The sequence below is a fragment of the Microbacterium mcarthurae genome (assembly GCF_046064585.1).
GTDB classification, from domain to species: domain Bacteria; phylum Actinomycetota; class Actinomycetes; order Actinomycetales; family Microbacteriaceae; genus Microbacterium; species Microbacterium mcarthurae.
The window spans coordinates 1292959-1319080 of record NZ_JAROCE010000001.1; the positions used below are offsets into that span (position 1 = coordinate 1292959).

Annotated in this window: 27 protein-coding genes; 10 read left to right on the forward strand and 17 right to left on the reverse strand. The window is 71.7% G+C overall.

Annotated features, from left to right (window positions below; all coding sequences use genetic code 11):
• Nucleotides 1-3 precede the first annotated feature (3 nt).
• The 5 genes from P5G46_RS06295 to P5G46_RS06315 all read right to left on the reverse strand — a co-directional run bounded on the left by P5G46_RS06295 (nt 4) and on the right by P5G46_RS06315 (nt 5203).
• The gene (locus P5G46_RS06295) at nt 4-3060 is read right to left on the reverse strand and encodes an AAA family ATPase (protein ID WP_408905226.1); all 3057 of its coding nucleotides are present in this window, start codon (nt 3058-3060) and stop codon (nt 4-6) included.
• Entirely contained in the window at nt 3057-4211 is a 1155-nt protein-coding gene (locus P5G46_RS06300) for an exonuclease SbcCD subunit D (protein ID WP_239277708.1), read from the reverse strand. Before P5G46_RS06300 ends, P5G46_RS06295 begins: the two co-directional genes overlap by 4 nt.
• 78 nt (nt 4212-4289) lie before the next feature.
• Nucleotides 4290-4607 (reverse strand): hypothetical protein, encoded by a 318-nt coding sequence (locus tag P5G46_RS06305; RefSeq protein WP_239277709.1) that lies wholly within the window; start codon nt 4605-4607, stop codon nt 4290-4292.
• A 1-nt stretch (nt 4608) separates the two neighbouring features.
• On the reverse strand, nt 4609-4818 hold the full coding sequence (locus P5G46_RS06310) for a hypothetical protein (RefSeq protein WP_239277710.1): 210 nt from the start codon (nt 4816-4818) through the stop codon (nt 4609-4611).
• 91 nt (nt 4819-4909) lie between these two features.
• Nucleotides 4910-5203 (reverse strand): GNAT family N-acetyltransferase, encoded by a 294-nt coding sequence (locus tag P5G46_RS06315; RefSeq protein WP_239277714.1) that lies wholly within the window; start codon nt 5201-5203, stop codon nt 4910-4912.
• A 432-nt stretch (nt 5204-5635) separates the two neighbouring features.
• On the opposite strand from P5G46_RS06315, the gene P5G46_RS06320 reads away from it, so the two are divergent.
• The 4 genes from P5G46_RS06320 to P5G46_RS06335 are packed head-to-tail and all read left to right on the forward strand — an operon-like array spanning nt 5636 to nt 8145.
• Nucleotides 5636-6382 carry a winged helix-turn-helix domain-containing protein gene (locus P5G46_RS06320; protein ID WP_239277728.1) on the forward strand — a complete coding sequence of 249 codons (747 nt, stop codon included), beginning with the start codon at nt 5636-5638 and terminating at the stop codon, nt 6380-6382.
• Between the two features lie 55 nt (nt 6383-6437).
• Nucleotides 6438-7427, forward strand: a complete 990-nt coding sequence (locus P5G46_RS06325; protein WP_239277716.1) for a DNA-3-methyladenine glycosylase family protein — start codon at nt 6438-6440, stop codon at nt 7425-7427.
• A 58-nt stretch (nt 7428-7485) separates the two neighbouring features.
• Nucleotides 7486-7914: a VOC family protein gene (locus P5G46_RS06330; protein WP_239277718.1), complete on the forward strand. Its 429-nt coding sequence runs from the start codon at nt 7486-7488 to the stop codon at nt 7912-7914.
• Between the two features lie 9 nt (nt 7915-7923).
• Nucleotides 7924-8145, forward strand: a complete 222-nt coding sequence (locus tag P5G46_RS06335; RefSeq protein ID WP_239277719.1) for a hypothetical protein — start codon at nt 7924-7926, stop codon at nt 8143-8145.
• 36 nt (nt 8146-8181) lie between these two features.
• Here the strand turns inward: P5G46_RS06335 and P5G46_RS06340 are convergent, their stop codons facing one another.
• The 4 genes from P5G46_RS06340 to P5G46_RS06355 are packed head-to-tail and all read right to left on the reverse strand — an operon-like array spanning nt 8182 to nt 11845.
• Nucleotides 8182-8940 (reverse strand): iron ABC transporter ATP-binding protein, encoded by a 759-nt coding sequence (locus P5G46_RS06340; RefSeq protein ID WP_239277723.1) that lies wholly within the window; start codon nt 8938-8940, stop codon nt 8182-8184.
• Nucleotides 8937-9941: an iron chelate uptake ABC transporter family permease subunit gene (locus P5G46_RS06345; protein ID WP_408905227.1), complete on the reverse strand. Its 1005-nt coding sequence runs from the start codon at nt 9939-9941 to the stop codon at nt 8937-8939. Before P5G46_RS06345 ends, P5G46_RS06340 begins: the two co-directional genes overlap by 4 nt.
• On the reverse strand, nt 9934-10875 hold the full coding sequence (locus P5G46_RS06350) for an ABC transporter permease (protein WP_375095287.1): 942 nt from the start codon (nt 10873-10875) through the stop codon (nt 9934-9936). The genes P5G46_RS06345 and P5G46_RS06350 overlap by 8 nt, the downstream gene beginning before the upstream one ends.
• Before the next feature lies 1 nt (nt 10876).
• Entirely contained in the window at nt 10877-11845 is a 969-nt protein-coding gene (locus P5G46_RS06355; RefSeq protein WP_408905228.1) for a siderophore ABC transporter substrate-binding protein, read from the reverse strand.
• A gap of 79 nt (nt 11846-11924) precedes the next feature.
• Here P5G46_RS06355 and P5G46_RS06360 point away from each other — a divergent pair, with 79 nt between their 5' ends.
• On the forward strand, nt 11925-12710 hold the full coding sequence (locus tag P5G46_RS06360) for a siderophore-interacting protein (protein WP_408905229.1): 786 nt from the start codon (nt 11925-11927) through the stop codon (nt 12708-12710).
• 10 nt (nt 12711-12720) lie between these two features.
• On the opposite strand, the gene P5G46_RS06365 is transcribed toward P5G46_RS06360, so the two are convergent.
• Nucleotides 12721-14511: a hypothetical protein gene (locus P5G46_RS06365; protein ID WP_408905230.1), complete on the reverse strand. Its 1791-nt coding sequence runs from the start codon at nt 14509-14511 to the stop codon at nt 12721-12723.
• Nucleotides 14508-14990: a GNAT family N-acetyltransferase gene (locus P5G46_RS06370; RefSeq protein WP_239277253.1), complete on the reverse strand. Its 483-nt coding sequence runs from the start codon at nt 14988-14990 to the stop codon at nt 14508-14510. The genes P5G46_RS06365 and P5G46_RS06370 overlap by 4 nt, the downstream gene beginning before the upstream one ends.
• Nucleotides 14991-15031: 41 nt before the next feature.
• On the opposite strand from P5G46_RS06370, the gene P5G46_RS06375 reads away from it, so the two are divergent.
• A complete protein-coding gene (locus P5G46_RS06375) occupies nt 15032-15322 on the forward strand; it encodes a DUF4287 domain-containing protein (protein WP_408905231.1) in 291 nt (96 codons plus the stop codon).
• Nucleotides 15323-15331: 9 nt separating this feature from the next.
• Here P5G46_RS06375 and P5G46_RS06380 read toward each other — a convergent pair whose 3' ends face one another.
• Complete coding sequence (locus P5G46_RS06380) at nt 15332-15946, reverse strand: MerR family transcriptional regulator (RefSeq protein WP_408905232.1); 615 nt, start codon at nt 15944-15946, stop codon at nt 15332-15334.
• 71 nt (nt 15947-16017) lie between these two features.
• Between P5G46_RS06380 and P5G46_RS06385 the strand changes: the two genes are divergently transcribed.
• Together P5G46_RS06385 and P5G46_RS06390 are read left to right on the forward strand one after the other, a co-directional pair.
• Nucleotides 16018-16515, forward strand: a complete 498-nt coding sequence (locus tag P5G46_RS06385; protein WP_239277256.1) for a DUF4188 domain-containing protein — start codon at nt 16018-16020, stop codon at nt 16513-16515.
• A 35-nt stretch (nt 16516-16550) separates the two neighbouring features.
• Nucleotides 16551-17411 (forward strand): sulfurtransferase, encoded by an 861-nt coding sequence (locus P5G46_RS06390; RefSeq protein ID WP_239277257.1) that lies wholly within the window; start codon nt 16551-16553, stop codon nt 17409-17411.
• 1 nt (nt 17412) lies between these two features.
• On the opposite strand, the gene P5G46_RS06395 is transcribed toward P5G46_RS06390, so the two are convergent.
• The gene (locus P5G46_RS06395; RefSeq protein WP_408905233.1) at nt 17413-18735 is read right to left on the reverse strand and encodes a flavin monoamine oxidase family protein; all 1323 of its coding nucleotides are present in this window, start codon (nt 18733-18735) and stop codon (nt 17413-17415) included.
• 76 nt (nt 18736-18811) lie between these two features.
• Between P5G46_RS06395 and P5G46_RS06400 the strand changes: the two genes are divergently transcribed.
• Entirely contained in the window at nt 18812-19444 is a 633-nt protein-coding gene (locus tag P5G46_RS06400) for a LysE family translocator (protein WP_408905234.1), read from the forward strand.
• A gap of 30 nt (nt 19445-19474) precedes the next feature.
• Here P5G46_RS06400 and P5G46_RS06405 read toward each other — a convergent pair whose 3' ends face one another.
• Genes P5G46_RS06405 through P5G46_RS06420 form a run of 4 tightly spaced genes read right to left on the reverse strand, consistent with a single transcriptional unit; the run spans nt 19475 to nt 23278 of the window.
• Nucleotides 19475-21214 (reverse strand): choice-of-anchor G family protein, encoded by a 1740-nt coding sequence (locus tag P5G46_RS06405; RefSeq protein WP_408905235.1) that lies wholly within the window; start codon nt 21212-21214, stop codon nt 19475-19477.
• Nucleotides 21211-21939, reverse strand: coding sequence for a hypothetical protein (locus P5G46_RS06410; RefSeq protein ID WP_408905236.1), 729 nt, complete (start codon nt 21937-21939; stop codon nt 21211-21213). The genes P5G46_RS06405 and P5G46_RS06410 overlap by 4 nt, the downstream gene beginning before the upstream one ends.
• Nucleotides 21940-21956: 17 nt before the next feature.
• The gene (locus P5G46_RS06415; RefSeq protein WP_408905237.1) at nt 21957-22592 is read right to left on the reverse strand and encodes a signal peptidase I; all 636 of its coding nucleotides are present in this window, start codon (nt 22590-22592) and stop codon (nt 21957-21959) included.
• Nucleotides 22589-23278 (reverse strand): SipW-dependent-type signal peptide-containing protein, encoded by a 690-nt coding sequence (locus P5G46_RS06420; protein ID WP_408905238.1) that lies wholly within the window; start codon nt 23276-23278, stop codon nt 22589-22591. Before P5G46_RS06420 ends, P5G46_RS06415 begins: the two co-directional genes overlap by 4 nt.
• Before the next feature lie 373 nt (nt 23279-23651).
• Here P5G46_RS06420 and P5G46_RS06425 point away from each other — a divergent pair, with 373 nt between their 5' ends.
• The gene (locus P5G46_RS06425; protein ID WP_408905239.1) at nt 23652-26066 is read left to right on the forward strand and encodes a helix-turn-helix transcriptional regulator; all 2415 of its coding nucleotides are present in this window, start codon (nt 23652-23654) and stop codon (nt 26064-26066) included.
• The last annotated feature ends 56 nt before the right edge of the window (nt 26067-26122 follow it).

Sequence of the window (26122 nt, forward strand, 5' to 3'; positions counted from 1 at the left end):
AGCCTAGGTGAGGGAGCTCACCGCCGAGTCCTGCCGGATCACGCTCGGGCCGCGCGGGGTGGCGGTCACGCGCACCTGTGCGGGCAGCTGGTCCTTCATGGAGGCGACGTGGCTGATCACTCCCACCGTGCGGCCGCCCTGCCGCAGCTCGTCGAGAGTGCGCATCGCCAGATCGAGGGTCTCGTCGTCGAGCGAACCGAACCCCTCATCGATGAAGAGCGTGTCGAGATGGATGCCGCCCGCCCGAGCCGTGACCACCTCGGCGAGTCCGAGCGCCAGCGCGAGCGAGGCGAGGAACGTCTCACCACCGGAGAGGGATTGCGGGGGCCGGCACTGACCGGTGAAGGCGTCCATGATCTCGAGACCCAGCCCGCTCGCCGCTCCGCGCGCGGCCAGCGCGTCGGTGTGCTGCAGTCGATACCGCCCCGCGGACATGTGATCGAGGCGCAGGTTGGCGGCATCCACGATCTCTTCGAGCTCGGCCGCGAGGACGAAGGTCTCGAGGGTCATACGGCGGGTATTGGGGGCGCGGCCGGCCACGGTGTCGGCCAGACGCACCACGACGGCATGCTCGTCGGACAATCGCGCGACGGCGGCGCTCCCGGCGTCGGCCCGCTGTGCCAGATCGCGCACGCGCTGCGCGGCGGCGGACGCGGAGGCATGAGCGGCGGCCGCCGCTTCGACCTCCGCCCGCGCGACGGTCACCGCCTCGAGGACGGGGGCGAGGTCGATCGGATCGTCGGGCGCGCCGACGAGCTGCAGCTCGAGGTCGAGCAGGCGGCGACGCGTCGCGGCCAGCGCCGTGTCGTGCTCGGCCAGGACGGCCTCGTTCCGGCGGCGCTCGGCGAGGTCGCGCACGGCGGCGCGCACGGCCGCCTCGTCGGGGAAGTCGCTCGCGGCGAGCAGCGCGCCGAAGGCCGTGCGCGCGTCGACGGCGGCGCGCCGACACGCGTCGCGCTCAGCCCCTGCAGCGGCCACGGCCCGCACGGCATCGCGGCGGGTGCGCAGGTCGTCCCGACGCTCGCGCACCGTTGCAAACGTTCCGCGCGCCTCGGCGACCGTGGCGCGCAGACCGTCCGCCCGCTGAAGCTGGAGCGCGAGATCCTGCCGCGCGTCGGCGAGTTCGCGCGCGAGCTCCTCGCTCTCGGCGGCGTCCGCGCGCTCGCGATCGCTCAGCTCGGTGCGCTCGGCAGCGAGGCGGTCGTACTCGGCCACATCGGCCTCGGCGCGCGCGAGCACGTCTTCGACGCGGGTGAGGCGCTCGTCGAGCTCCGTCACCGTCTCACCGCCGGCGCGCGCGGCCGCGAGCGCGTGCGCATCGCGGGCGATGCGCGACGCGTCGGAGGCGAGGCGGTCATTCTCGGCCGCGACGGCCTTGCGATCCTCGGCCGCCGACATCTCGGCGTCGGTGACGGGGTCGTCACTGCCGACCGCGGGCGCGGGGTGCTCGCGTGACCCGCACACGGCGCACGGTTCGCCGTCGACGAGGCGGTGGGCGAGCTCACCGGCGGCGCCCGCGAGTCTGCGGCGCAGGAGAGTGCTCCAGGCCTCGACCGCGCGCTGCAGTTCGTCGGAGCGCACGAGCGCGGCGAGGTCGGCCTTCTCCCGTTCCTCGTGAAGCCTTTCCGCCTCACGAGCCGCCGCCCTTCGCCGCGAGATCTCGTCGCGCTCGGCGATGGCGACGTCACGGCGCGGCTGGGCGTCGGCGAGCAGGGTCAGACGCGCTTCGAGCGCCTCTCGTAACGCCGGCGCCTCGGCGCGGCGCGCTGCGACGTCGGCGCTCCGACTCTCGGCGCTCTCGACGTCGACGCGCCGGGCCGCGACCCCGGCCTCGACCCGGCGGAGGTCTTCTTCGGCCGCGAGGGCTTCGTCGACGCGTGCGAGCAGGGCCGTGAGGTCGTCATCGCGCTGCGCCAGCACCCCGGCGTCGCCGAGCCCGGACTCGCCGGACCGCTCCGCCGCATCGAGCGCGGCCGCGAAGGCGTCCTCCGCCGACTGGAGGGACCGCTGCGCACGATCGACCGCCTCGAGCGGAGCCCGCAACGCCTCCGCCGCGGCGGCGGCGTCGTGCTCGGCGCGCAGGGCGTCGATTCGCTCGGCGTCGGCCTCGAGGGCGGCGAGACGTTCACGCGCACTCTGCCGCTCCATCTGCCGGTCCCGCATCGCGGTCGCGTCGCGCTCCGCTGCCAGAGCGGCGTCGAGGGCGGCCTTGGCCACCACGCGTTCGTGCGCGACGGCGTCCACGCGGTACTCCATGCGCTCGACGGCCCGCACCACGCGAGCGAGGCGCTCGTCGATGGTCAGGGCGGCCGCCGGGCCGCTGACCCCTTCGATCGCGTCGTCCTTTCCCGGAGCGACGTCGGGTGTTCCCGCGCCCCGAGCGATTTCGTCGGCGACGATCATCCGCTCGGCCTCGTCGAGCAGCGTGGTCACCTCGGTGCCGCCGGACGCGAGTCGCTCGGCCGCGCGTTTGCGTCGCTCGTCGAGGGCCGCCGCGTACTGCTCGTACGAGCGCGTACCGAACAGGGTGCGCAGGAGCGCTTGACGCTCGTCGTTCTTGGCGAGCAGGAACCGGGCGAACCGGTTCTGGGCCAGGAGGATCACCTGAAGGAACTGCTGCTGCGTGAGTCCGAGGATCTCATCCAGCCGGGCGGCGACATCGACCGGTCGTGCGGCCACGCCCGTCCAGCCTTCGGGCTCGAGCACCTCGAGGCTCGCGCGATGCGGTTCCTTCGTGGTGCCGGTGCCCGTGCGCTTGGGGCGTTCGTACTCGGGCGACCGCGTCACCCGCCAGCGCCTCCCCTCGGCGCTGAACTCGACGGTCACGCTGGTGGGGTCATCGAGGCCGCAATGATCGCTGCGCAGTCGCCGCTCGGCTCCGTCATACCGGGGAACGCCGCCGTACAACCCGTAGCAGACGCCGTCGAGCACGCTCGATTTCCCGGCGCCCGTGCGCCCGGCGATCAGGAAGATGCCGTCATCGGCGAAGGCGTCGAAGTCGACGACCTGACGCTCCAGGAAAGGACCGAAGCCCTCGAGCTCGAGGCGGTGCAGCTTCACGACTGCGCCTGGGTCATCGCGCGCGCGTCGAGCACGTCGCGGAGGATCTCCCGCTCCGCCTCGGACGCCCCTTCGCCCTCGCGCACGTGCACCAGGAAGGCGTCGACGATCTCGGTCTCGTCGCGAGCCGCGCGCACCCGGCGGGCGTACCCGCGTCCGTCGTCTTGTCTCGCCTCGGCCGGCAGGTGAGCCACGGTCGCGCACCACGGAAAGCGAGCCTGCAGCCGACGCATCGGGTCGATCTGGGGAGTGGGGTCGGTGTACTCGGCGCGCACCCAGTCATCGACGTGGGCATCCAGGGCCGCGTCGGAGAGCAAGTCGTCGAACGGTGCCCGCAAAGTCACGAGCGGTCGCGGTACCGGCAGGGCGAGCCACTCGACGGACGAGAGGCCCGCGGCATCCAGCTCGACGAGCCACGACCCGCGCGGCTTGCCCGCCTCGCCGAAGCTGTAGTGCAGAGGAGCGCCGGCGTAGCGCACGCGATCCGACAGGCTCTGTCGCCCGTGGATGTGGCCGAGGGCGACGTAGTCGGGACCGTCGAAGACGGGAAGCGGCACGTTGTCGAGACCGCCCTGCCGGATCTCGCGCTCCACCCCGGGGGTGGCCTCGACCCCCGCGGCGAAGCAGTGCGCGATCGCGATGGAGCGACCGCCGCGCGCGGACAGGTCACGGCGGACGAGATCCATGGCGTGCGCCATCGTCTGCGCCTGGCTGCGCAGTTCTGCACCCGGCCACAGATGCCGCACGATCGCCGGCTCGAGGTACGGGATGCCGTAGAAGTGAACGGGGCCGTGCGCGTCCTCGATCGTGACGGGGGTGCCGACGGACAGCGGGTCGGTGACGACGGTGATGTCGTCGCGCAGCAGCGCCGACTGGAACCCGAGACGCGCGGCGGAATCGTGGTTGCCGGAGGTGACGACCACGCGCGCCCCCGCCTCTGCGAGTGCGGCGAGCGTGCGGGTCAAGAGGGGATAGCACGCCGCGGACGGCGCCGCGGAGTCGAACACGTCACCGGCGACGACGACGACGTCGACGCCGTGTTCTTCCACCTGACCGACCAGGACCCCGAGCACCTCGGAGAGCGCCTCGAGCGTCGAGTGGCCGTGGAACGAGCGCCCGATGTGCCAGTCGGACGTGTGCAGGATCCGCATGCTGACACGGTACGTCGGGCCTCCGACATCGGCGGTCAGCTGCCGCGCGGGTCGCCCGTACGGCACCCGCGCCGCGGTTCAGGCCCCCGACACCTCGGCCGCCAGAGCCCGGATGCGGTCATCGCCCAGCTCGAGCCCGATGTCAGCGAAACGCTGTCGCAGAACGTCGGCGATACGTTCCGGCGACTTGTCGCCCACGTCGGCCCGGGTCTGCACCACGACGCCCGCGATCCGCGCCTCGTCGTCGGTGGGGTGCGTGTCCATCGCGGGAGCGGACTGCTCATCGGGCCGCGACGCCTTCCCGTCCTCGTGGACGGCTCCCCCGACGGAGTCGGCCGGCGAAGCGCCGGTCTCGGCGGCGTCGGACGGCTCGGGGCTTCGGGTGTGCTCGGTCATGTCATTCCTCCGTGCTCATGTCGGGGTCGATGCCCTGGCTGGCGGCATCCCCCTCGATCGGGTCCGACGGCTCGGCGTCGTTCAGGCGCGGCGAGCCCTTCGCGTTCTCGTTCTGCTCGGCCGTCTCGTCGTCCGCGACGGCGCCGCTCTCCCAGCCTCCCGGCGGGTTCGCATCGATGACGCCCTCGGGCAGGTCGCGTTCGTCGGTCATGACAACCCCTTTCGACCCGACCCAGCATCGTCGCCCCGTGCTGTGAGGCGGCAGGGGTTGACGGGTCTGCGGGCCGCGGGTACCGGATCGCTCAGCGGCGGGCGTGCAGCAGGCTTCCCCGCTCGGGGTGCGCCTCGAACCATTCGCCCACGTACCAGCACACCGGCAGGATCTCGCGGTCGCCGGCCTTCTCGATGGCATCCACGGCGCGTTCGACGAGCACCGCGGCATACCCGCGACCGCGGAACGTGGGAATGGTGAACGCGCGAGTGAGAGCCACCGTGCGGCCGTCGTCGCGGTAATCGAGCACCGAGACCAGGTCGTCGCCGTCGTGCAGCGTGTAGCGCGAGGCGGCCCGGTCATCGGCGAAACGCAGGTCGGTCATGGGATGACACGGTACGCCGTTCCGCCGACACCGGCGCCTCACGAGCAATGTGCTCGATGAATGCCCACCATCGGCCACGACATCGAGCAGGATGCCCGGTTCTCCGGGCGTCATGATTTGACGCGAGCGGACACGGTAGGTCATAATCGGCCGCATGACTGTCAACGCGCTCTCTCTGTCCGCCCGGGAGGCGAACGGGACTGCCGGCATGATGATGCCCGGCCGCGTTGTCATGTGTTGTCGAATGTGCCGCTAACAGCGACCCTCGTCCGACGATCTCGAGCTTCTGAACGCCGACGTCGTCCCCCGGTCGTCCGCGGTCCGCGTCGATCACGCGCACCCCGACACCGCGCTCCGGCCCCTCGGCCACACACCTCCCGTCGAACCCCGCTCCCTCGACGCCCGGGTTCACCAGTGAAGGACACCTTCCTCATGTCGACCTCCGCCGTTCTCGATCGTCCCACCCCCGTCTCCGCCGTTCGCCCGCAGCCCGCACGCCGGATCACCGCACCGCCGGCTCCCTCGGCACCGGCTCCCACGACGCCCGCCGCCGCAGCCCGCCCCGCTGTCCCCGCCGGCACTTCGCCGCGCGGATTCGCGCTCTATGTCGGCATCGACGAAGCCAAGGCCGCCGCCGCCGGCGTGAGCCTGGGCACCCTCGTCGAGGCTCTGCGTCGCACCCTCGGCGAACTGGCCCCCGCCGCCGAGACGTACGCCACGGTCGCTCTCGCCCCCGCCGGCGCCGGAGGCCGCGACGTCGACGTCGTCCGACTGGCCCTGCACGAACCGTCCGCCGTCGCCCGCACCAAGGACGAGCCCGCCGAAGAGGACCGCGCCCCGCGCGGCGTCGTCGTCGACATCTCACGCAAGCGGGTCCTCATCGACGGCGAGTCCGCCGCCTTCACCTTCAAGGAGTTCGAGTTGCTGCAGTACCTCGTTCTCCGCGAGGGCCGCACCATCGAGCGGACCGAGCTGGTCTCGTCGCTGTGGGAGGGTGCCACCGACGACGAAGCGCCCGGCGAGCGCACGATCGATGTCCACGTGCGTCGGCTGCGCGCCAAGCTCGGCGTCTACGAGGACATCGTGCGCACCGTACGCGGCGTCGGATACCGGTTCGATCGCCACGCGGACGTCTCGATCCGCTACGGCCACGGCACGCCCTCGCCCGACCGCTTCTGAGCCCTGCTCCCGCCGCTCCCACCGCGATGTCGGCGGGGCGACGTAGGGTGTCGGCATGAGATCGACCCGGGCGCGCGCGGCACTGCCCTCGCGCGAGGTTCGGCCACCGGTCTCCGACCCCCTTCAGACCGAGTACCGACCGCCGCAGCCGGTCGACATCGATCGCACGATCACGGCGCAGCGGCACGGGCGCAACGACCCGACTTTCGCGGCGACCGGCCCGCTGCGCACCGGCGGCATCGTGTGGCGCGCGAGCCGCACGCCGATGGGCGTGGCGACCATGGCCCTGCGGTGCACCGCGGGCGGCACGGTTCGCGCGGCCGCGTGGGGCCCGGGCGCGGAGTGGGCCCTCGCCCAGCTCCCCGCCCTCTGCGGCGCGCACGACGACCCCGACGGCTTCGATGCGTCGCGGCATCCGTCCGTCGCCGAATGGCACCGACGGCACCCCGACCTGCGCATCGGGCGCACCGACCTCGTGTTCGACGCTCTGGTCAGCGCGATCATGGAGCAGAAGGTGACCAGCTTGCAGGCCTTCTCCGCCTGGCGGAGCATCGTCACCTGGTACGGCGAACGCGCGCCGGGTCCGACCCCGCTGCCGATGTTCGCCCCGCCCGACATCGAGGGGTGGCGACACGTGCCGTCCTGGGCGTGGCATCGCGCGGGGCTCGAGCCCCCGCAGTCGCGCACGATCGTGGAGACCGCACGCCGCGGGTCGGCTATCGAACGTGCGGCGACGGCAGCCCCCGACGGCGAGGCGCGCGATCGCGTCTTCATCAGCCTCCGCGGCGTCGGCGTGTGGACGAGCGCCGAGACCCGCATCCGCGCCTTCGGCGACCCGGATGCCGTGAGCATCGGCGACTACCATCTGGCGCACCAGGTGGGCTTCGCCCTCACCGGGCATCGCACCGACGACGACGGCATGCTCGAGCTCCTCGAACCGTTCGCGGGGCACCGCCAGCGCGTCATCCGCCTCATCTACGCGGGCGCGTCGTTGGAGCCGCGTCGCGGCCCGCGGCTTCACCCGCAAGACCACCGCGATCATTAGCGCGGCGACGTCGACGCGGGCCATCGACATCGCCCGGGAGGGGGTACACACTGTCGGCATGACGACAGCACTCACCACCTACCTCAACTTCCGACGCGAGAGCCGCGCAGCGATGGAGTTCTACCACGGCGTGTTCGGAGGCGACCTGCAGATCGCCACGTTCGACGACTACGGCATGCCCGTCGGCGACGGCGACGGCGATCTGGTCATGCACGCCCAGCTCACGACCCCGCAGGGGTTCGTTCTGATGGCATCCGACGTTCCGGAGGGGATGCCGTTCACCCCCGCGGCCGGCATCTCCATCGCGCTGCACGGGGACGAGGAAGCGGCGCTCGAGGGATGGTTCCACGCCCTCGCCGAGGGCGGTCGCATCGGTCTGCCCCTCGAGACGCCGCCGTGGGGCGGCCGCTACGGAACGGTCACCGACCGCTTCGGCATCGACTGGCAGGTCGTCATCGACACCGGAGCGGAAGCGCCCGCACCCTAGGCTGGGCGCATGACGCAATCGGGCACGGGATGGCCGCGGGGACGCACGTACTGGATTCTGGGCACCCTCGTGCTGCTGGCCGGCGGCGTGCTCTTCGGTCTGATCCTCCAGAACGTCTGGCTCGGCGTGCTCCTGGCCGCGGTAGTGTCGCTCGGCTGGCTTCTCGCCTTCGAATCCAGCCGCGGACGCAATGTCGGGGTCAATGACCCCGACAACGGCGTCGAGCTCTGACGCACCACCGCTGCGGCGCTCTCCGTCGCGGGTCGCTCAGCGGTAGTAGACGGCCAACGGGTACGCGCCGTCATGACGGACCTCCACCGGCGTGCCGAACACCTCCTCGAGGGTTGCGGGCGTCATGAGTTCGGCGGGAGTCCCGGCGTGCACGACGCGACCGTCGGCGAGGGCGACGATCCGGTCCGCGTAGGCTGCGGCGAAGTTGATGTCGTGCACGACGATGACGATCGTCTTGCCGAGGTCATCGGCGGCTCGACGCAGCTGCCCCATCATGGCGACGGCGTGGCGCATGTCGAGGTTGTTCAGGGGCTCGTCCAGCAGGATGTAGTCGGTGTCCTGCGCCAACACCATCGCCACGTAGGCGCGCTGCCGCTGTCCGCCCGACAGCTGGTCGAGATAGCGCTCCGAGAGCTCCTCGAGATCCAGGAACGCGATCGCCTGGTCGATGACGGCCCGGTCCGCGGGGGTCAGCCGGCCCTGCGAGTGCGGGAAGCGCCCGAAGCCGACGAGATCGCGCACGGTCAACCGCGTCACGAAGTGGTTCTCCTGCCGGAGGATCGACACCACGCGCGCCAGGGTGCGCCCGGGCGTGGTGGCGACGTCGAGGCCCGCCACCGACGCTCGACCCGACGTGGGCGTCGTCAGCCTTCCCACGATGGTGAGCAGTGTGGACTTGCCCGCACCGTTCGGCCCGACGAGCGCCGTGACACCCCCCGCGGGGATGTCGAGAGTCACCGGCCCGAGCACCGTTCGGTCTCCGTAGGTCATCGTGATGTCGGTGAGGCGGATCACATCGCTCCCTTCCGGAGCAGGAAAATCAGGAAGAACACGCCGCCGACGAACTCGATGATGATCGAGAGCATCCCGGCGGCGTAGAACACGTGCCGCAGCACGAAGTACCCCACGAGGAGGGTCGCCATCGCGAGGAGCATCGCGAACGGCAGGACGATCCGGTGTTCGGAGGACCCCGCCAGCTGATAGGCGAGCGTGGCGACGAGGAAGCCGAAGAACGTCATCGGCCCCACCATCGTGGTCGACACCGAGATGAGCACCGCCACCAGCACCAGGATCAGCGTCACCTCGCGGCGGTACGACAGCCCGAGGTTGACGGATGCCTCGCGTCCCAGGGCGAGCACGTCGAGCCGGTACCGTGCGCGCCACACGACCACGAGGACCGCGGCGACGACGAGCGCTCCCCACGGCAAGTAGTCGGCATCCGAGTTCGACAGATTTCCGAACAATCGCGCGGACAGGATGTCGAAGTCGCTCGGGGTGAGCAGCCGCTGCATGACGGTGGAGAGGGAGCCGAACCCCACACCGAGCACGACCCCCACCAGGAGCATGACGTGGAGATTGCCGCGGGGACCGGCGAAGAGCCAGCCGTAGAGCAGGGTGGCGGAGCCCACCATCAGCGCGCTCTGCAGCGCCACCTTCAGCAGGCCATCGGTCGCCGAGAGGGCCGCGGCCCCGAAGAAGAACACCAGCGCGGTCTGCATCACGACGTACAGGGCGTCGAAGCCCATGATCGACGGGGTCAGGATGCGATTGGCCGTGGCGGTGTGGAAGAGCACGGTGGCCGTGGCCTGACAGCACGCGACGAGGGCGATCGTCGCCACACTCACCACGCGGAGGTTCATCGCGATCCAGAATCCCCGCGAGCCGGGGGCGCCCGGAATGTCCCACGTAAGAACGCCGACGGCCGCGACCGCGACGATCGCGGCGAGGATCGCGAAGCGCCACGCGATGCGCGGGGACCGCACCGCGGGGGTGGGACGGAGCAGGATGTCAGACACGGGCACGCATCCTCAGCAGCAGGGACAGGAACACGACCGAGCCCACGACGCCCAGGATCATCGAGACCGGGACCTCGAACGGCATCCGGATGACACGCCCCACGATGTCGCACACCACGACGATCGCGACCCCGCCGAGGCACACCCACGGCAGGTTCGTCCGCGCGTTGTCGCCGCGCCACATCGACACGAGGTTGGGCACCACCAACCCCAGGAACGGGAGGAAGCCGACGACCACGGTCGTCATGCCCGTCGCCACGGCCACGAGCGCGGTCCCCACCAGCAGGACGCGCCCGTGGTCGAGCCCCACCGATGTCGCGACGTCGCGCCCCAGACCCGCGACCGTGATGCGATCGGCGTACAGGAAGACCAGGACCACGACGATGGCGACGACCCAGAGGATCTCGTAGCGGCCACGGACGATCGAGGTGAAGCTCCCCATGAACCAGGTTCCGAGCATCTGCAGCGCGTTGGTCGTGACGGCCAGGTACGTGGTGAACGAGGACACGACGGCCCCGAGCATGATGCCGACGAGCGGGACCACGAGCGAGGAGCGCAGCGAGATGCGGCGAAGGATCGCCAGGAACACCAGGGTGCCGGCGAACGCGGCGAGCGAGGCGACGACCATGCGCACCCCTACGGGGGCCGCGGGGGCGATGACGACCGTGACGAGGAGCCCGAGCGCCGCCCACTCGGTCGTGCCGGTGGTGGAGGGCTCGACGAACCGATTCTGGGTGAGGAGTTGCATGATCAGCCCTGACACCGCCATGGCGCAGCCGGCCAGCACGAGTGCAGCCGTTCGCGGCACGCGGGAGATCCAGAACATCTCGGCGCCGAAGTCGTCGCCGCCCAGGTCGTACGCCCCGACGAAAAGCGAGAGGGCGACGAGAGCGGCGACGACGACAACGGCGATCGACAGGGGAAGGCGCGTCACGTCAGGACGTGAACGCCTCTGCGGCGGAGCGGTACAGCTTCGTGTACGCCTGGATCCCCTCGTCGAGGTAGAAGCTGCCGTCGAGGTACACGATCTGCCCCTTCTGCACGGCGGGCACGTTCTTGAGAGCCTCGGCGTTCTCGACGAGCTCCTTCGCGGGGACGTAGCCGTCCTCGCCGAACATCGCGTCGCGATCGAGCACGAACAGCCACTCCGGCTGCGCTGCGGCGATCGCTTCGACCGAGATGTCGTCACCGTGCGAGGCGTCCTCCGCCGCGCGGTCGAGCGCGGGGGTGAGCCCGAGCGTCGGGAAGAGCGTGCCGACACCGCGACCGTCACCGGGAGCTGCGTAGGCGATCTTGCCGCCCGAGGCGATGAGTCCCATCGCGGTCTCGGACGGGTCGTACGCCGCGCGGGCGTCGGCGATGGCGGCATCCAGATCCGCGGTGAGTTGGGCGGCTTCCGCCTCCCGCCCGAACACCGTGCCGAGGATCTCGGTCTGGCGCTTCAGCTCCGACGTGTGGTCCTCGCCGTCGCGGGGGCTGGTCTCGATCGTCGCCGGCTGGATCTGCTTCAGGTCGTCGTAGATCTCGCGGAAGCGGTAGCCGCCGACGATCAGATCGGGTTCGGCGGCGACGACCGATTCGAGGTCGGGTTCGCGGTGCAGGCCCACGTCGAGGACCTCGTCTCCGCCCGACAGCGACGGCCACAGGTCGTACATGAGCGGCTTCGGCGCGGCGACGAGCGTCACGCCCCAGTCGCTGAGCGTCTGGAAGGTCGTGTTGTCCAACGCGACCACCCGTTCGGGGTTCACCGGCACCTCGATGGCGCCGTGGTTGTCCTCGATCGTGACCGTGGCGGGGGCGGCGGATTCCTCGACCGGGGCAGCGGCTCCCGAGGCGCACCCGGTGAGGGCGAGGGCAGCCGTCAGCGACAGGACGACGACGGGACGGGACAGGCGTGAACTCATGCGATCTTCTCCAGAGCGGTCTTCGAGGGGCGGGCGACCGGAACGACCCCGCCCGGCGAGTTAGGTTAGCCTTAGCTACATGACGAAGTCCATTCGGGACCGCGAAGCCCGTCTCGAGCCCCGCCGAAACCCCCTCCTCTTCCGGTCGGCGACGCTGACCCGGCGCACCGCGGTCACCCCCTCATACGTGCGCCTGCGCTTGACCGGGCCCGAGCTCCGCGGCTTCGACTCCCCCGGCGCCGACGACCACGTGCGCGTGTTCTTCCCCGAGTCCGCGGCATCCACGCCCGAAGAGGTACGCGCGGCGCCGAGCCGGGAGTACACGCCGGTCGCATGGGATGCCGAGGAGGGCTGGCTCGATCTCGACTTCGCGTTGCACGGCGAGGGAATCGGCAGCCGCTGGGCCGAGACCGCGCCGATCGGCGCACCCGCGGCGATCGGCGGACCGCGGGGCTCGCTCGTGCTGACCGGTCGACCCGACGCGTGGCTGCTGGCCGGAGACGAGACCGCGGTGCCCGCGATTCGCCGTTTCGCCGCGTCGATGGATGCCGAGGCGGTCGGCCGGATCGCGATCGAAGTGCGGGATGCCGCGCACGACCTCCCGATCGCCGCCCCGCCCGGTGTCGACGTGACCCAGGTGCACCGCGGGGCACGACCCGCGGGCGAAGAGCTCACGGACTGGCTCGACGCCCTCGACGCCCCGGAGCGCCCCGACGGCTGCGTCTTCGGTTTCGTCGCGGCAGAGCAATCGGTCGTCCGAGCCGGTCGAGCGCTGCTGCTCGACCGCTGGGCGAGCGATCCCGCCACCACGATCGTGAAGGGTTACTGGAAGCGGGGAACCGCCGAGTACCACGCGCCGCACTGACGCAGCCGGGTCACGACCGCTCGACGCCCGCTGCGAAAGCGAGGACACGCGCCGCCACAAACGGGGTGACGAAACCCCCCGCGCCGGCCGCCGGCTCCGCCTCGGCGGCCGCGACCGCCTGGGTGAGCAGGCCACGCGCGAACGGTACCTCCGCTCCGGTCGCGGTCAGCGCGTCGATCGCCGCGACGGTGTACTCCTCCGCCACGGCGACGCGCTGGGCGGCGGCGGCATCGGCATCCGCCTCGGAGGGCGGGCGCACCGCCTGCGTCGCCGCCAGCACGGGCGAGGCGCTCGTGTAGCCGGCCAGTGCGATCCCGAGGGCCCCCCACCCGCGGTCCTGCGGGGCACGTGCGGTCAACTCGCCGCGCGCGCGATCCAGCGCGAGTGCGCGCAGCGCCGCCGGATCGGCGCCGGCCAGCCGGATCTCGGCCGCGTCGAGCGAGACGCCGTCGGCATCGGCCCGCGCCGCGACGACGCGGGTTCGATACGCCTCGCTCGCCGCGACTCCCGCGCGCCGCAGCAGGGAGGCCACCGCGTCCAGGTCCGCGTCGCCGGACAACCCGCCGCCGCCGCCCTCGGGCAGCGCGGCCAGGGCGCTGGCCGTGCGTGCGGATGACGTCGCCAAGAACGCCGCGGTCGTCGCGACGGTGCGGGCCGTGTCGTCGGCGGCGGGGTCGGACAGCAGGTCTTCCGCGTACCGGGCCAGCGCGAAGGCCTCGGCGGCGGCGGTCGCCGCGCGCAGCACGCGGTCGGCGTCGTCGAGGGTCGCGGGCGACCGCGCCTGAAGGTCGTCGATGAGCGCCGAGGCACCGTCGCTCGCCCGGCCGGCCGCGACGGTCGCCTCGGCGGCCGAAGCCTCGGGCGCCGCGGCGAGAGCGGCCCGGTCGGCAGCCGTGACCGCCGCAGCGAGCGCGGCGTCCGTCTCTCCCGCGGCCCGGAGAGATTCGGCGCGGGCGAGCGCCGCGCGGCCGGAGTCGACCAGGACCGGATCGGATGCCAGGGCGAGAAGGTCGTCGGCATCAGCCAGCATCTCGTCCACCGCCCCCTCGAGCACCGCGTCCGGCGCGGAGGCGTCGTCGGCTTCCGGCAGGGGTGTCGGCGAGGCCGGGGGCGTCGGGAAAGCCGCCTCGGGGGCATCCTCACCGGTCATCACGGCGTACGCGGTGGCGATGTCGGCGACCTCGGTCACGGTCATCCCGCCCGTCGCGGCGAGCTGGTCGAGGTCGACGGTCTCGCCCTGCGCGGCGCGCACGGTGCGCTGGCCGGCGGGGACGAGGATCGTGTCGATGCCCCCGGCCTCGATGGCGGCCTGCACCTGCTCGGCCAGTCCCGGTACCGGGCGGATGGCGCCGAACGGGGTCACCGCTCCCGACAGCGCGACACCGGGGAGGATCTCGGTGCCGTAGTACAGCGCGAGGACGCCGACGGCCGTCACCGCGCCGGCCGCGGGGGTGGCGATGCGCGTGTCGAACGCGAACGTGTACGCGGTGTCGGGCCGCGCTCCGGTGAGCAGGGTCGCCGCCGTGACGGCGGTCCAGGTCGCGGACTGCGTGACAGGGTCGACGCCGCTGAGGTCGTTCTCGGTGATGTCGATGCGCAGCCCCTCGGCCGAGGCGGCGGCGATGCGCTGCGTGGCGAGCACGCCCTTCTTCCCGCTCGCGTACAGGACGGGGACGGTCACCTCGGTGCCGTCGAAGCGTCCGTCCTCGCCCGTTCCGAAGCCGAGCGAGAACTGCAGGCCGCACCCGGAGAGCACCAGGGCGCACACGAGCGCGACGACCGCGGCCGCCGTCCGCCTCACGACGACGACTCCTTCGCGATCGGCTCGCCCGGTCCCGTGCGGCGCATCGGCACGTGCGGAATGCCGTCCTCGGCGAAGGGCGCACCCCAGACGACGAAACCGAACCGGCCGTACCAGTCGGCGAGGTGCGCCTGGGCGTCGAGCAGGATCGGGATGCCGGGGGCTTCGGCATCCAGGACCCCGATCGCCGCGCGCAGGAGATCGGCGGCAAGGCCGCGGCCGCGGGCGTGCGCGGCGGTGGCGACCCGGCCGATGCGGGTGTTCTGCGGTTCCCTCAAGACGCGCAGCGTCGCGAGCACGTCGCCCGAGGACTCCTCGGCCCACATCAGCTCGGCACCGGCCTCGATGTCGCGCCCGTCGATCTCGGGGTAGGCGGCGTCCTGTTCGACCACGAAGACGCTCACGCGCAGCCACAGGATGCGGTAGAGGGTGCCCGGAGGAATCTGCGCGACGGGCGCGCGGTGCAGCGTGACGGACATTCCTCGACGCTATCGCGGGCGGCCCACTCTAGGGTGTGCACATGTCCTTCCAGGCGTATCTCGACGCGGCCGAGAAGAAGACCGGTCTCACTCCGCGCCAGCTCGTGGAGCGGGCGCACGAACTCGGCTTCGGCCCCGACACGAAGGCCACTCCGATTCTGGAGTGGCTGAAGCAGGACTACGACCTCGGTCGCGGTCACGGCATGGCCCTCGTGCACGTCATCACGAAGGGGCCGAAGATCAGCGATGCGCACGTGGGGCGCGGGGGCGCGCACGGCGACGCGACCGACACCCTGTGGCTGGACGGTGCCGCGTCGAATCCGCAGCGCTGAATCGGCGGGTCAGTCACGCCCGAAGCGGCGAGAGGCCGCGATCTGCTCGGCGACGCGTCGCAGGGCCAGGATGAGCGGCTCGACGAGGGTCGTGCCGAGGACGACGTAGCGGACGGCGGCTTCGGCGGAGTCGGTCGGCGTGGCCGAGAGTTCCGCGTCGGCGATCGCGCCGAGGTGCTCGACGTACGCCGCGAGCACCGGCTCGGGCACGGCGAAGCCGGCACGGTCGAGAGCGGCGAGCGCGCGTGCGATCGCGGTGACCTGTCCGGGGTAGCAGTCGTCGGCGCCGCCTCCCAGGCGCTCGAGCAGCGCGAGGGCGGGGGCGAGATCGAGATCGGCCGTGTCGTCGTCGACCGGGTTCACGGCGGCGCTGGCGGCTCCGAGGAGGGCCGACGGGTGATCGGGCGGGTTCTCGAGGACGGCCACGACGTTGCGCACTCCGGCGATCCCGACGCCGGAATCGACGAGCGCACGGATGACGCCGAGACGACGCAGGTGCGCGTCGCCGTAGGTCGCCTGCGTCGGCGATGTGCGCTCTCCCTCAGGGAGGACGCGTTCGCGCAGGTAGTACTTGATCGTCGCGACCGGCACACCGCTGCGGGCGGACAGTTCCGAGATCCGCATGGATTCCCCCTTGACTGGATAGCACCACTATCCAACACTAGATAGCACCACTATCGAGTGAGGACGGACCCATGGCATCCATCAATTCGGGGCGGATGACGCACCAGCATGACGGCGAACTCGTCGTCTTCCACATCGGCATGACCATCAACCGGTGGTGGCGGCCCGACGCCTGGCTCCCCGTGTTCGGGGAGATGGGCCCGATGCTGCGAGAACTGAGCAGCGATCCGGACTCGGGTCTGCTCGGGTTCACGACGCTCTTCGGTCCACGCGGACCGTACATCGTGCAGTACTGGTCGTCGTTGGAGAAGCTGTACGCCTACGCCTCCTCTCCCGCGCAGGCGCACCGCCCCGCGTGGACGCGCTTCAACAAGCGGGCACGCAAGGCCGCCGGCGCCGTGGGCATCTGGCACGAGACGTACCTCGTCGACCGCGCCGAGTCGATCTTTGTGGCCACCCCGACCATGGGGCTGCCGAAGGCGACCACGATGGTTCCGGTCGGCTCCCGCCACGACCGGGCCTCCGCCCGCGTCGCGGACGGGCGCACCGTAAGCTCGAGCGGCGGGTGACGCCCGCCTCTCGCGAAGGAAGGTGGCGCAGGCCCATGCCGGGAATCCTCACGACCCCCGCCGAACTGGACGCCGCCCTGCGCGCCGGCCGCTTCCCCAACGGCGGCCCCGTGCGCGTCCTCGACGTGCGCTGGCGTCTCGACCGCCCCGACGGACGACCCGAGTACCGGGCAGGACACATTCCCGGCGCACAGTATGTCGACCTCGATCACGACCTCGCCGCCCCGGGCGCGCCGACCGACGGCCGGCATCCTCTCCCGCCCGTCGAAGCACTCCAGCAGACGGCCCGCCGCTGGGGCATCGACGACGGCGACACCGTCGTCGTCTACGACGATCTGAACAACCTCTCCAGCGCCCGCGCATGGTGGCTGCTGCGATACGCCGGCGTCGCCGACGTGCGCCTGCTCGACGGGTCGTTGCGCGCGTGGACCGACGCCGGCCTCGCGATGGAGACGGGGGATGCCGCGACCCCGACGCCGGGGTCGGTGACCCTGGCCTACGGCGCGCTGCCCGTGCTGGCGCTCGACGAGGTGGCCGCGTTCGCCGACGACGGTCTGCTGCTCGACGCGCGCGCCGGGGAACGGTACCGCGGCGAGGTGGAGCCGATCGACCCGCGCGCGGGGCACGTGCCGGGGGCGGTGAGCGCGCCCACCACCGAGAACGTCGGGGCGGACGGTCGCTTCCACGCCCCCGAGGCTCTGCGTGAGCGCTTCACCGAGCTCGGTGCGCTTCCGGGCGTGGAGGTGGGCGTCTCCTGCGGATCCGGGGTGACGGCCGCGCACCAGGCGGTCGCCCTGACCCTCGCCGGATTCACGCCGCGCCTGTTCCCCGGGTCGTGGAGCCAGTGGTCGAATCACCCGGAGCTGCCCGTGGCGACGGGCCCCGATCCGCGCTGACTCAGCTCCAGAGACGCTCGATGGGCACGGCGCGACCGAGCACGTTCTCCGCCGCGCGGTGCCCCGACAGCATCGCCCCCGGGACCGTGGCGGGATCGTCTCCCCACGTCGCCTCGCCGGCGAGGTGCAGCACGCCACCGATGGGTTCGGCCAGGTCGTCGTGGTCGGGACCCACCGAACCCGGCTTCATGTAGCTGTACGACCCGCGCGCGAACGGGTCGTCCTGCCAGCGGGTGACGACGACGCTCTCGGGATCCGGAATGTTCGCGCCGTACAGGCGACGCAGCTGCGCCATCGTCGAGGCGGCGATCTCGTCGTCGGTCCAGGAGCGGGTGGCGACGGCGGCGGGCCCCGCGGCGAAGGTGAGCAGCGCCGCTTCGTCGTGGATGCGCCCCAGGTCGTACCAGGAATGCCACCACTCCCCCTCGTCGCCGAACTGACGGATGCCGTACACCTCGGCATCCCAGAACTTCTCGGGGAAGCGCAGCACGACCTTCTCGAAGGCATTGGATGCCAGCACCCCCAGCACGCGCTGATGGGAGTCGGGCAGCGGCGGGGTGATGGCGACGTCGCCGGACTGCAGGACGCCGATGGGCAGCGTCACGACCGCGCTCGCGCCGTGGAAGTCGCCGTGGTCGGTCGTGACGGTCACGCCGGCGGCGGACCAGGCGACAGCCGTCACGACGTGACCGAACCGGACGTCCAGACCGCCCGCGAGGTGCGTGGCGAGTTCGTCGTAGCCCCGCGGGAAGACGACCTCGTCCCCGTTGACGGTGTCGTCATCGAGGCCGTGAGCACCGAGCACGGACATGTGGACGCCGTACTGCTCCTCGGCGCGGCGGCCGTTGTACTCGCGCACGCGCTGCGCCCGCTCGGCGTCCCAGTCGCGCGCGGCCAGCGCTTCCTCGACCACGTCGGCGTAGGTGGCATCCGGAGCGGAACGGGCGATGACCTCGACGAGATCGACGTTGAGCGCGCGGACGTCGTCGGCGAAGCGCCGCACCTCGTCGGCGCCGAGTCGCTCACCGTTCGGCCCGAAGTACGCCAGCGGCCGACTGTCGGGCTGGTACCCGCCCACGGTGAACTCGGCCATGGGCAGGCCGAACGCACGGGCCGCGGCCTCGACGGGGCTGTCGTCGATGCCGTGGATCCAGGAGGCACCCCGGTCGGTGATCCGGTGCCCCTCACGCTGCGAATGCACGCGTCCGCCGACGCGGTCGCGCGCCTCGAGGACGACGACGCGGCGCCCCTCGGCGACCAGCAGACGCGCGGCCGACAGACCGGAGATCCCCGCTCCCACGACGACGATGTCGAACTGTTCCATGACGGCTCCCTCGGGTAGACGACCGTGAGAAGAGAGTAGTGCGCGGGGGCTTTCCCGGCGGCGTTAGTGTGAGCGCATGATCCCGTGGTCGAACCTGGTGGCGTTCACGCTCGCCTCGATCGTGATCATCGTGATCCCCGGTCCCAGCGTGCTGTTCGTCATCGGCCGGTCAATCGCCCTCGGGCGCCGCGCCGGGGTGCTCAGCGTCGTCGGGAACGCCCTCGGAACGATCCCCGCCGTGATCGCCGTCGCCTTCGGGGTCGGAGCGATCGTGGCCTCGTCGATCGCCGCGTTCACGGTGCTGAAGGTCGCGGGGGCGGCCTACCTCGTGTGGCTCGGCATCCAGGCCATCCGGCATCGACGGACGTCGGGCGTCGCCGCGGTCGGCACTGTCCGGTCACCGTGGACGCTGCTGCGCGAGGGCATGATCGTGGGGCTGACCAACCCCAAGACGATCGCCTTCTTCGTCGCCGTGCTGCCCCAGTTCGTCTCGCCCTCCTCCGGCCCCGTGTGGGCGCAGCTGCTGATCCTCGGACTGCTGTTCCAGGTGCTGGCGCTGGCGTGCGACAGCGTGTGGGCCCTGGCGGCCGGCACCGCGCGTGCGTGGTTCGCGCGGTCGCCGCGGCGGATCTCCACCCTGTCGGGGGCGGGAGGGGTCCTCATGATCGGCCTCGGCGGCACGCTCGCGCTGACCGGCGCGAAGACGTAGGACACGCGGCACGGACTGTCTCCACTGACCTCAAGGCAGATCGACCGGGCCCGCCGAGCCGGTCGCGAAGAGGATGTGCGCGACGTCCCCGGGCACGGCGGCATCCGCAAGCCCGAGTCGAAGCGCAGTGACGGCGAACTCGGCCGTGGATCGCGGCCCCGCCGGCACGAAGGACGAACCCGGCGGAGCGCCCTCCTGATCGGGCTGCACGTTGACCATCACCGATACGACCGTGGGGAGCGCATTCACCACGCCACCGAGAACGTCGATCACCGGCGCGGAAAGCGCCGACAGGGTCGCCCCCAGCGACGTGACCCGGTTCATCAGTTCCGTGGTCAGCAGGTTCGCCAGCGCGGCGGTCAATGCCCCGCCGGAGCCGCCGAGGATCGAGAGGATCGAGCTCAGGGTGGGCAGGCCCAGCGCGCCCAGTGCGAGATTGATCGTCCCGACGATGAGGCCGGTCGGCTGGTTGGAGAGGGTCACTCCGATGGTGGCGTCGCCCGAGAGAACCTGTCCGATCGTCGCGTCGAGGCCGAGCCGCACGGTGGCCAACGTGTAGCCGGCCGCGGACACCGAGGTGGTCAGGGCGATTCCGAGCCGCGCGTCGCGGATCGCGGTGCGCAGAGCCTCCGTGACATCGCTCGCCCAGTCGTCGAGAAGCGCCCCGGCCTCGGCGACGATGGCATTGACGACGTCGGCGTTCAGCACCAGCTCGCTGTTGGGTGGGGCGTTGTTCAACGGTCCCGCGAGGCGCTCGACGTCGACGAGGATGCGGCCGTTCGCGAGGTCGATCGCAAAACCGTCGCCGTCGAGTGTCAGACCGAGGAAGGGCGCGACCGTCCCACTCAGATCGAGACCGGTGATCGTCACGTCGCCCGCCATGCTCGCCGCGGCCACCCCGGGCACGGCCAGCGCGAGGTTCGCACGCAGGTTCTGTGCGATCAGCCCGCTCTGCCCGACGAGTGCGCCGACGGCGGCATCGAGGTCGGCGACCCCGGCGGTGACCGCCCCGGTCAGCGCTTCGACGGCGGGCGCTTCGAGGACGACCTCCATGCCGGCGATGCCGTAGTCGCGCTCCGCTACCGCCTGCGACGGCGCGATACCCCACACCTGCTCCTGGAGCGCCGCGCATCCGTCGAGCTGCGCGCTCGCGGCGACCGCGCCGATCTCGAGCTCGGCACGATCCAGCCCGGTGATCGGCGGAAGGAGACGAGTGAGGTCGATCCTCGCCGGCTGAGGCACCTGCGGTCCCGGTGTCGTCTCGGACACCAGGATGCCACCCGAGTCGTTGACCAGACCGGACGCCCCCGCCGCACGTCCGTCCGTCGCTCCCCGGGTCCATTGGCTCGCCGCACCCGACTGCGCGCCCGGGAGCGCGATGGCGAACCCGGTGAGGTTGACCCCGACGATGTCCACGGCCGTCACATCGAAGGGGTTCGCGTACGTGTACGTGGGGGGCGAGGAAGCGAGATCGATCGCGTCACCCGGGCGCGGCTGGGGGCCGTCGTCGGCATCCACCGTCAAGCTCAGCTGCTCGAGTTCGGCGACCGCATCGAGATCGACTCCGAACAGCTGGCCGGCGAGGAGGGTGCCGCGCGAGCGGGTATCGAGCACCGCATCGCCGTCGCACGAGAGGATGCCCGTCCCGATCGACTCCCCGTGCGCCCACTCGCGATCGTTCCAGCTCGCGGTCGTCGCGGTGATGCCGAGCGGAATGACGAGCACGGCTCCGACCACCGCCGCCAGCGTGGTACGCGTCCGCCGGTTCACGCGGCACCGCCCTTCCGCGCACGACGCAGCGCCGCACCGAGCCCGAGCACACCGACCGCGAGCGCACCGACCCCGAGGAGCATCTCGGGGGCAGCACCCGTGACGGCCAGGCGCTCCGCCGGGCGGGCGGAGTCGTCCTCGATGGACGTCGCTGTGAGGCCGACCGCCACGTTTCCCCGAAGACCCATGAGGCTTGCGTCTCTCGCCGCTTCCCCGGTGCTGTCGACGGCGAGCGTGACCAGGAGGTACTGGGGCGCCGACGGCGTCAGCGGGCGCAACTCGAAGGTCGGCGACGACGAGGCGTAATCGTCCTCCGGCGGGGCGACGGTGACCTCTCGCGCCCCAGACCGGCAGATCGGCTGGTCGGCGACATCGGACCACGGGGAGTCGCACACGTCCACCCGCATGACCAGCCCCCGGGGAGCGGCCGCGAGGGCACCGCTCTTGCGGAGCTCGAGGGCGAGCTCGGCGTGTGTGGCGTCTTCGAGCCGCGCGCGGATCTTCCAGTGGGCCGGCTCGCCCGGACTCAGGTCGAGGAACTGCGCCGGGTACGGATCGGAGGCGAGAATCAGCCGCCCCGGCGCCCCCGTGGGTGCGGCCTCGATGAGGTCGGCGAGGGCGGTGTCGGCGACGACGAGACTCCCCGCGCCGAGGAACGCCAGGGAGGCCACGGCCAGGACCGTCGCGCTACGGCGACGGCGCCGAGAGCGGTCGGGGTGGAACATACTTCTCCTGCTCGACTTCAGCGGGTCTGACGCCGCTCGGGATCCGACCGATCTTCGTCGGCTCCTGCCCGCTCCGGTGCGGGCCACAGCGCCCAGGTGACGACGAACGCGACGAGCCCTGCGCCGCCCAGCATGACTCCAGGTGTCTTGGCGGCGATGATGACCTCACCGACGACCGGGAGACCGACCAGCACGCGCGCCGCTTCGGTGACGATGTACGGCTCCAGGTCTGCGGCCGAGTTCGCGTCGCCGCGGAGCGTCAGACTGCGCGCGCGCGCGTCGTCGGCGACCGGCGCGATGCCGACGATACGGTGCGTCACCTGCTCGTTCGCATCGGGACGACGAACGGTGACGATGTCTCCGACGGCCAACTCCGACGCGTCGACGACGCGGGTGACCGCGGCGGCGCCGGTCGGGAGGGAAGGGGCCATCGATCCCGTGACGAACACGATGATCCCCAGACTCCACAGCGCGCTCGCCGCGAACCAGGCGACGGCGACGATGCCGAGGCATCCGAACACCAGGGTCACGGCATCCCGCACGCGCTCGATCAACGGAACCGGTCGACCTTCCGATGACCGGGCCGAGCCGCGGCCGGACAATGACGCAGCGTGCGCGGCGAGCGGGCGGGATGCCGTGAGTGGCTCGATCACGAGGTGGCCACGAACTCCCAGGCCGGCGCAACCGTGCGACCCATGTACTCCGCGGGACCGACACCGCCGGCCACGGGGATCGGATCGGGGAGCGTCACCTCGAAGCAGTAGTACTGCACCGATCCGGACTCCTCGAGCAGATCCTGGGAGACCGATCCGCCCGTGCTCGCGAGCGCGCCGTCGGCGATCACCGTCGCGCCACCCGTGAAGGCGCTGGCGTCGCACGCGAAAGGCGTCGCACTGGTGGCGACGCGCACGTCGAGAGCGGCAAAGAGGAGGCCGTCCGGGTCTGTGGTCGTGATGCCCGCCGCCGGCGTCGCGGCCTGGAGCTCGACGGAACCGGCGATCGAGGTGGACGTGGTCCGCAAGGCCATCGGGGCGTACACGCTCGTGCCCGGGGAGAGTTCGGTACCGAGGATTCCGTCGGCCGTGAACACCATCTCACCGCCGGGGTTGTCCGGCTCGTCCGTCCACGCCGCCTCGTCGAAGGCCGGCGCATCGGTGTTCTGCTGCACGGCGAAGGTGGATGTGCCCACGCCGGGGCCGCCCGTACCGTCACCCCCGAAGACCCATTCGGTGTCGGTCCACGCCGCGAGGGTCGCGGCGGCACCCAGCCCGAGCGCGGCGCCACCCGCCGCGATGGCGAAGATCCGACGCCGAACGGTCCGACGCTTGTGTTGCTCCATGGAAACCCCAATCGATCACGTTCCGCCGTGCCGGTGCCGGCGGGCGAGCGAAACCCCCCGCGACGGCGAGCCTGTCGCAAGCGCCGTACGGGGCCTAGAACCTGGGCGGTGAACCAGGGCGGAAACCGGTAGGCGAGGGGGAGGTCCTCCGCAATACGGACGAAATCCCGGTAGTGCGCCGCAGTACCGAGTGCGCACTGCCGAGACATTCGCGTGATCTGGGGGCTGAACCGTTCGCGCAGCCACTAACCTGAACCCCACACCGAGCCGAAACCATATGTGGGGATGGGGGGCGACAGTGGAGTTCTGCGGGGGGCATGGCTTCATCGGTAGTACCGGTCGATTCACTGATCCGGAGGACATCGCGGATCACGTGGCGTCCGGGGGCGCCGTCGTACTGGTCGGACCGCTGGGAACGGGCAAGACGGAGACGATGCATCGCGTCGCCCATGCGCTGGCCGAACGTGACGTCGCGTCAGACCTGATCCGGGGGCTGGCTCGGGTTCCGACGGCGCTGGCGGGCTCGGGGGGCCTTCCCGTCGCCGGGGCGGCCCTCCTGGTGGACGACGCCCATGATCTCGACCCCGACAGCGCCTCGATGCTGATCGAGGCGGTGTGTCGGCAGCGCGTCCCGGTGTGCTTCGCCGTGGAGGCCCCCACGGTGGCCCGGGCGTCGTCCGATCCGGTGACCGGCGCACTCCTCGGTCTCGCGTCGAAGGGCTTCGCTCGGCGGATCGACCTCGAGCCGCTCGGCGACGCCGAGGCGAGGTCTTTCGTCGTGGAGTCCGGAGCGGGCGACCTCGACGACATGACGATCGAGACGATCGTCTGGCTGGCCAACGGGTCCCGCGCGTTGTTGAAGGAGCTCGCGGAGGTGGCGCGCGAGGCGTCGGCGGACGGACGCGACCCTCTCGTCGCGGTCCGGGACGTTCCGGTGTGGGCTCGGCTGGCTGACACCGTTCACTCGCATCTCGCGGGCCTGGACGCCGACCACCTGAGGACGCTGGTCACCGTCCACCGGTTCCCGGGATTGGCTTCCGCGCACGCGGTCCGCATCCGCCCCCAGCACGAGATCGACGCCCTGCGACGCGGCGGCTATCTGCACAGGGAGGAATCGCACACCGGGTCCCTGTGGGCCAACCCGTTGCTCGCTCAAGGGGCTGCCCGCATCCTCGGGGCGGCACAGGTGGACGCACTCGTCGGGTCGGCCGTCTCTCGGTTGCTCGAAGGCGGCGGTCGCTGGTGGAGCCCTCCGATCGCGACGGGTCTTGCGGATCTGCTCCTGCGCGGCGGCGCTCTGCCCGCGCCGGCGCCCGCCCATCTGTGCCAGCGGGCTCTGCGGGATGCCGCACGCCGGAACAACGACGACGGCCGGTGGGCAGCGGCGGAGGCGTACGCCGCCATGGGTATCGCCGGCGCTGCCGATGACGCGGGACTCCAGCTCGAGCTGGCGCACGCGCGCGTGTCCGCCGGAGAGCCCAGCGCCGGGCTGCGGTTGCCGGAGATCCTGTCGGATGAGGAAGATCGCGCACGCGCTCTGCTCCTCAGCGCCACGTGGGGGGTGCGCGGCTACACGTCCCGCGCACAGGAGTTGCGGTCGGCTCTCGAACGAGGAGCCTCCGGTCCGGAGGACCCCCACGTGACCTTCGCTTTGATCGACGCACTCGGCCTGTCGCTGGAATGGCCGGAGGCCCGCGACGCGGCGCACGACGCGGCAAGGGCGACCACGGGGCAGTGGCGATTGTGGTGCTGGCTGATGGAGGCCTACGCGCGGGGCGAGCTCGCCGACGCCGAAGGAGCAAAACGCCTCCTCACGCGCGTGGACGAGGACGTCATCGACGGTGGCACTCCGGGCCTGACGACGACGGACCGGCTATGGATACTGATGGTGGAGCTCGCCACGCACCTCGTGCTCGGCGAGGACGCACCGCCGATTCATGAACGCATCGCACGAGAGAGGCGACGAGCCGCGCGCGAAGGCAACGATCGTGTCCTCGGCATCGCCGGTCTCGCGGTGGCACTGTCCGCCGCTGTCCGCGGCGAGAGCGATGCGGCCGTGAGGAGCCTCGATGCCGCACGGGCTCGCTTCGCCCCGTTGCGGCAGGACATGGCGGTCGCGGGAGTGAAGCTGTGGATCGCGCAATTCCTCGCGAGCAACGGTCGCACAGGGGAAGCGCGCGCCATCGCGGAGCGCGTGGAGACGGTGTGGTCGGAGGGACCGTTGTCCCTGCGTCACGCCTGCGCCGCCACGCGATCGATCATCGACGCCCTGGATCAGCGGAACGACGAGGCCGCACGGGCCCTGCGGGGCGCGCTCGCCGCCACGACCTCCCGACAATCACCGATGCGACGCGCTCGCGATCTCTACCGCGGCGTCGCCCTCGACGTGCTCGGAGAAGAAGCGCTGCTGGAGATCCGGCGGCTGCTCCATGACGGACGATCGCCTCTCACTCACGCGCTGTCGCATCCGCCGCACCGGTCGCCGCGAGAAGGGACGGTCCGATCGGCGTTCCTCGGCACCCTGATCGCGCGAACGCCCTCCTCGTCCGACGCTTCCGCCGCCGCATCGCCGCGCCCCGGCTCGGCGGAGTCGTCCTCGCTGACGCGTCGAGAATGCGAGATCGCGACCCTCATCGCCGCGGGGATGTCGAACCGCCAGATCGCCGACCACCTCTTCATCTCCGTCCGGACAGTCGAGTCGCACATCTATCAGGCACGCGGGAAGGTCGGAGCCGGATCCCGGCGCGGCCTCGGTGAGTACTTCGCCGGGCACGCCATCGGAGCCTGACGGAGGACTCCGGCGCCCGCGGACACCGCCGCGCGGGCGCCGGTCTGCGCAGTCGA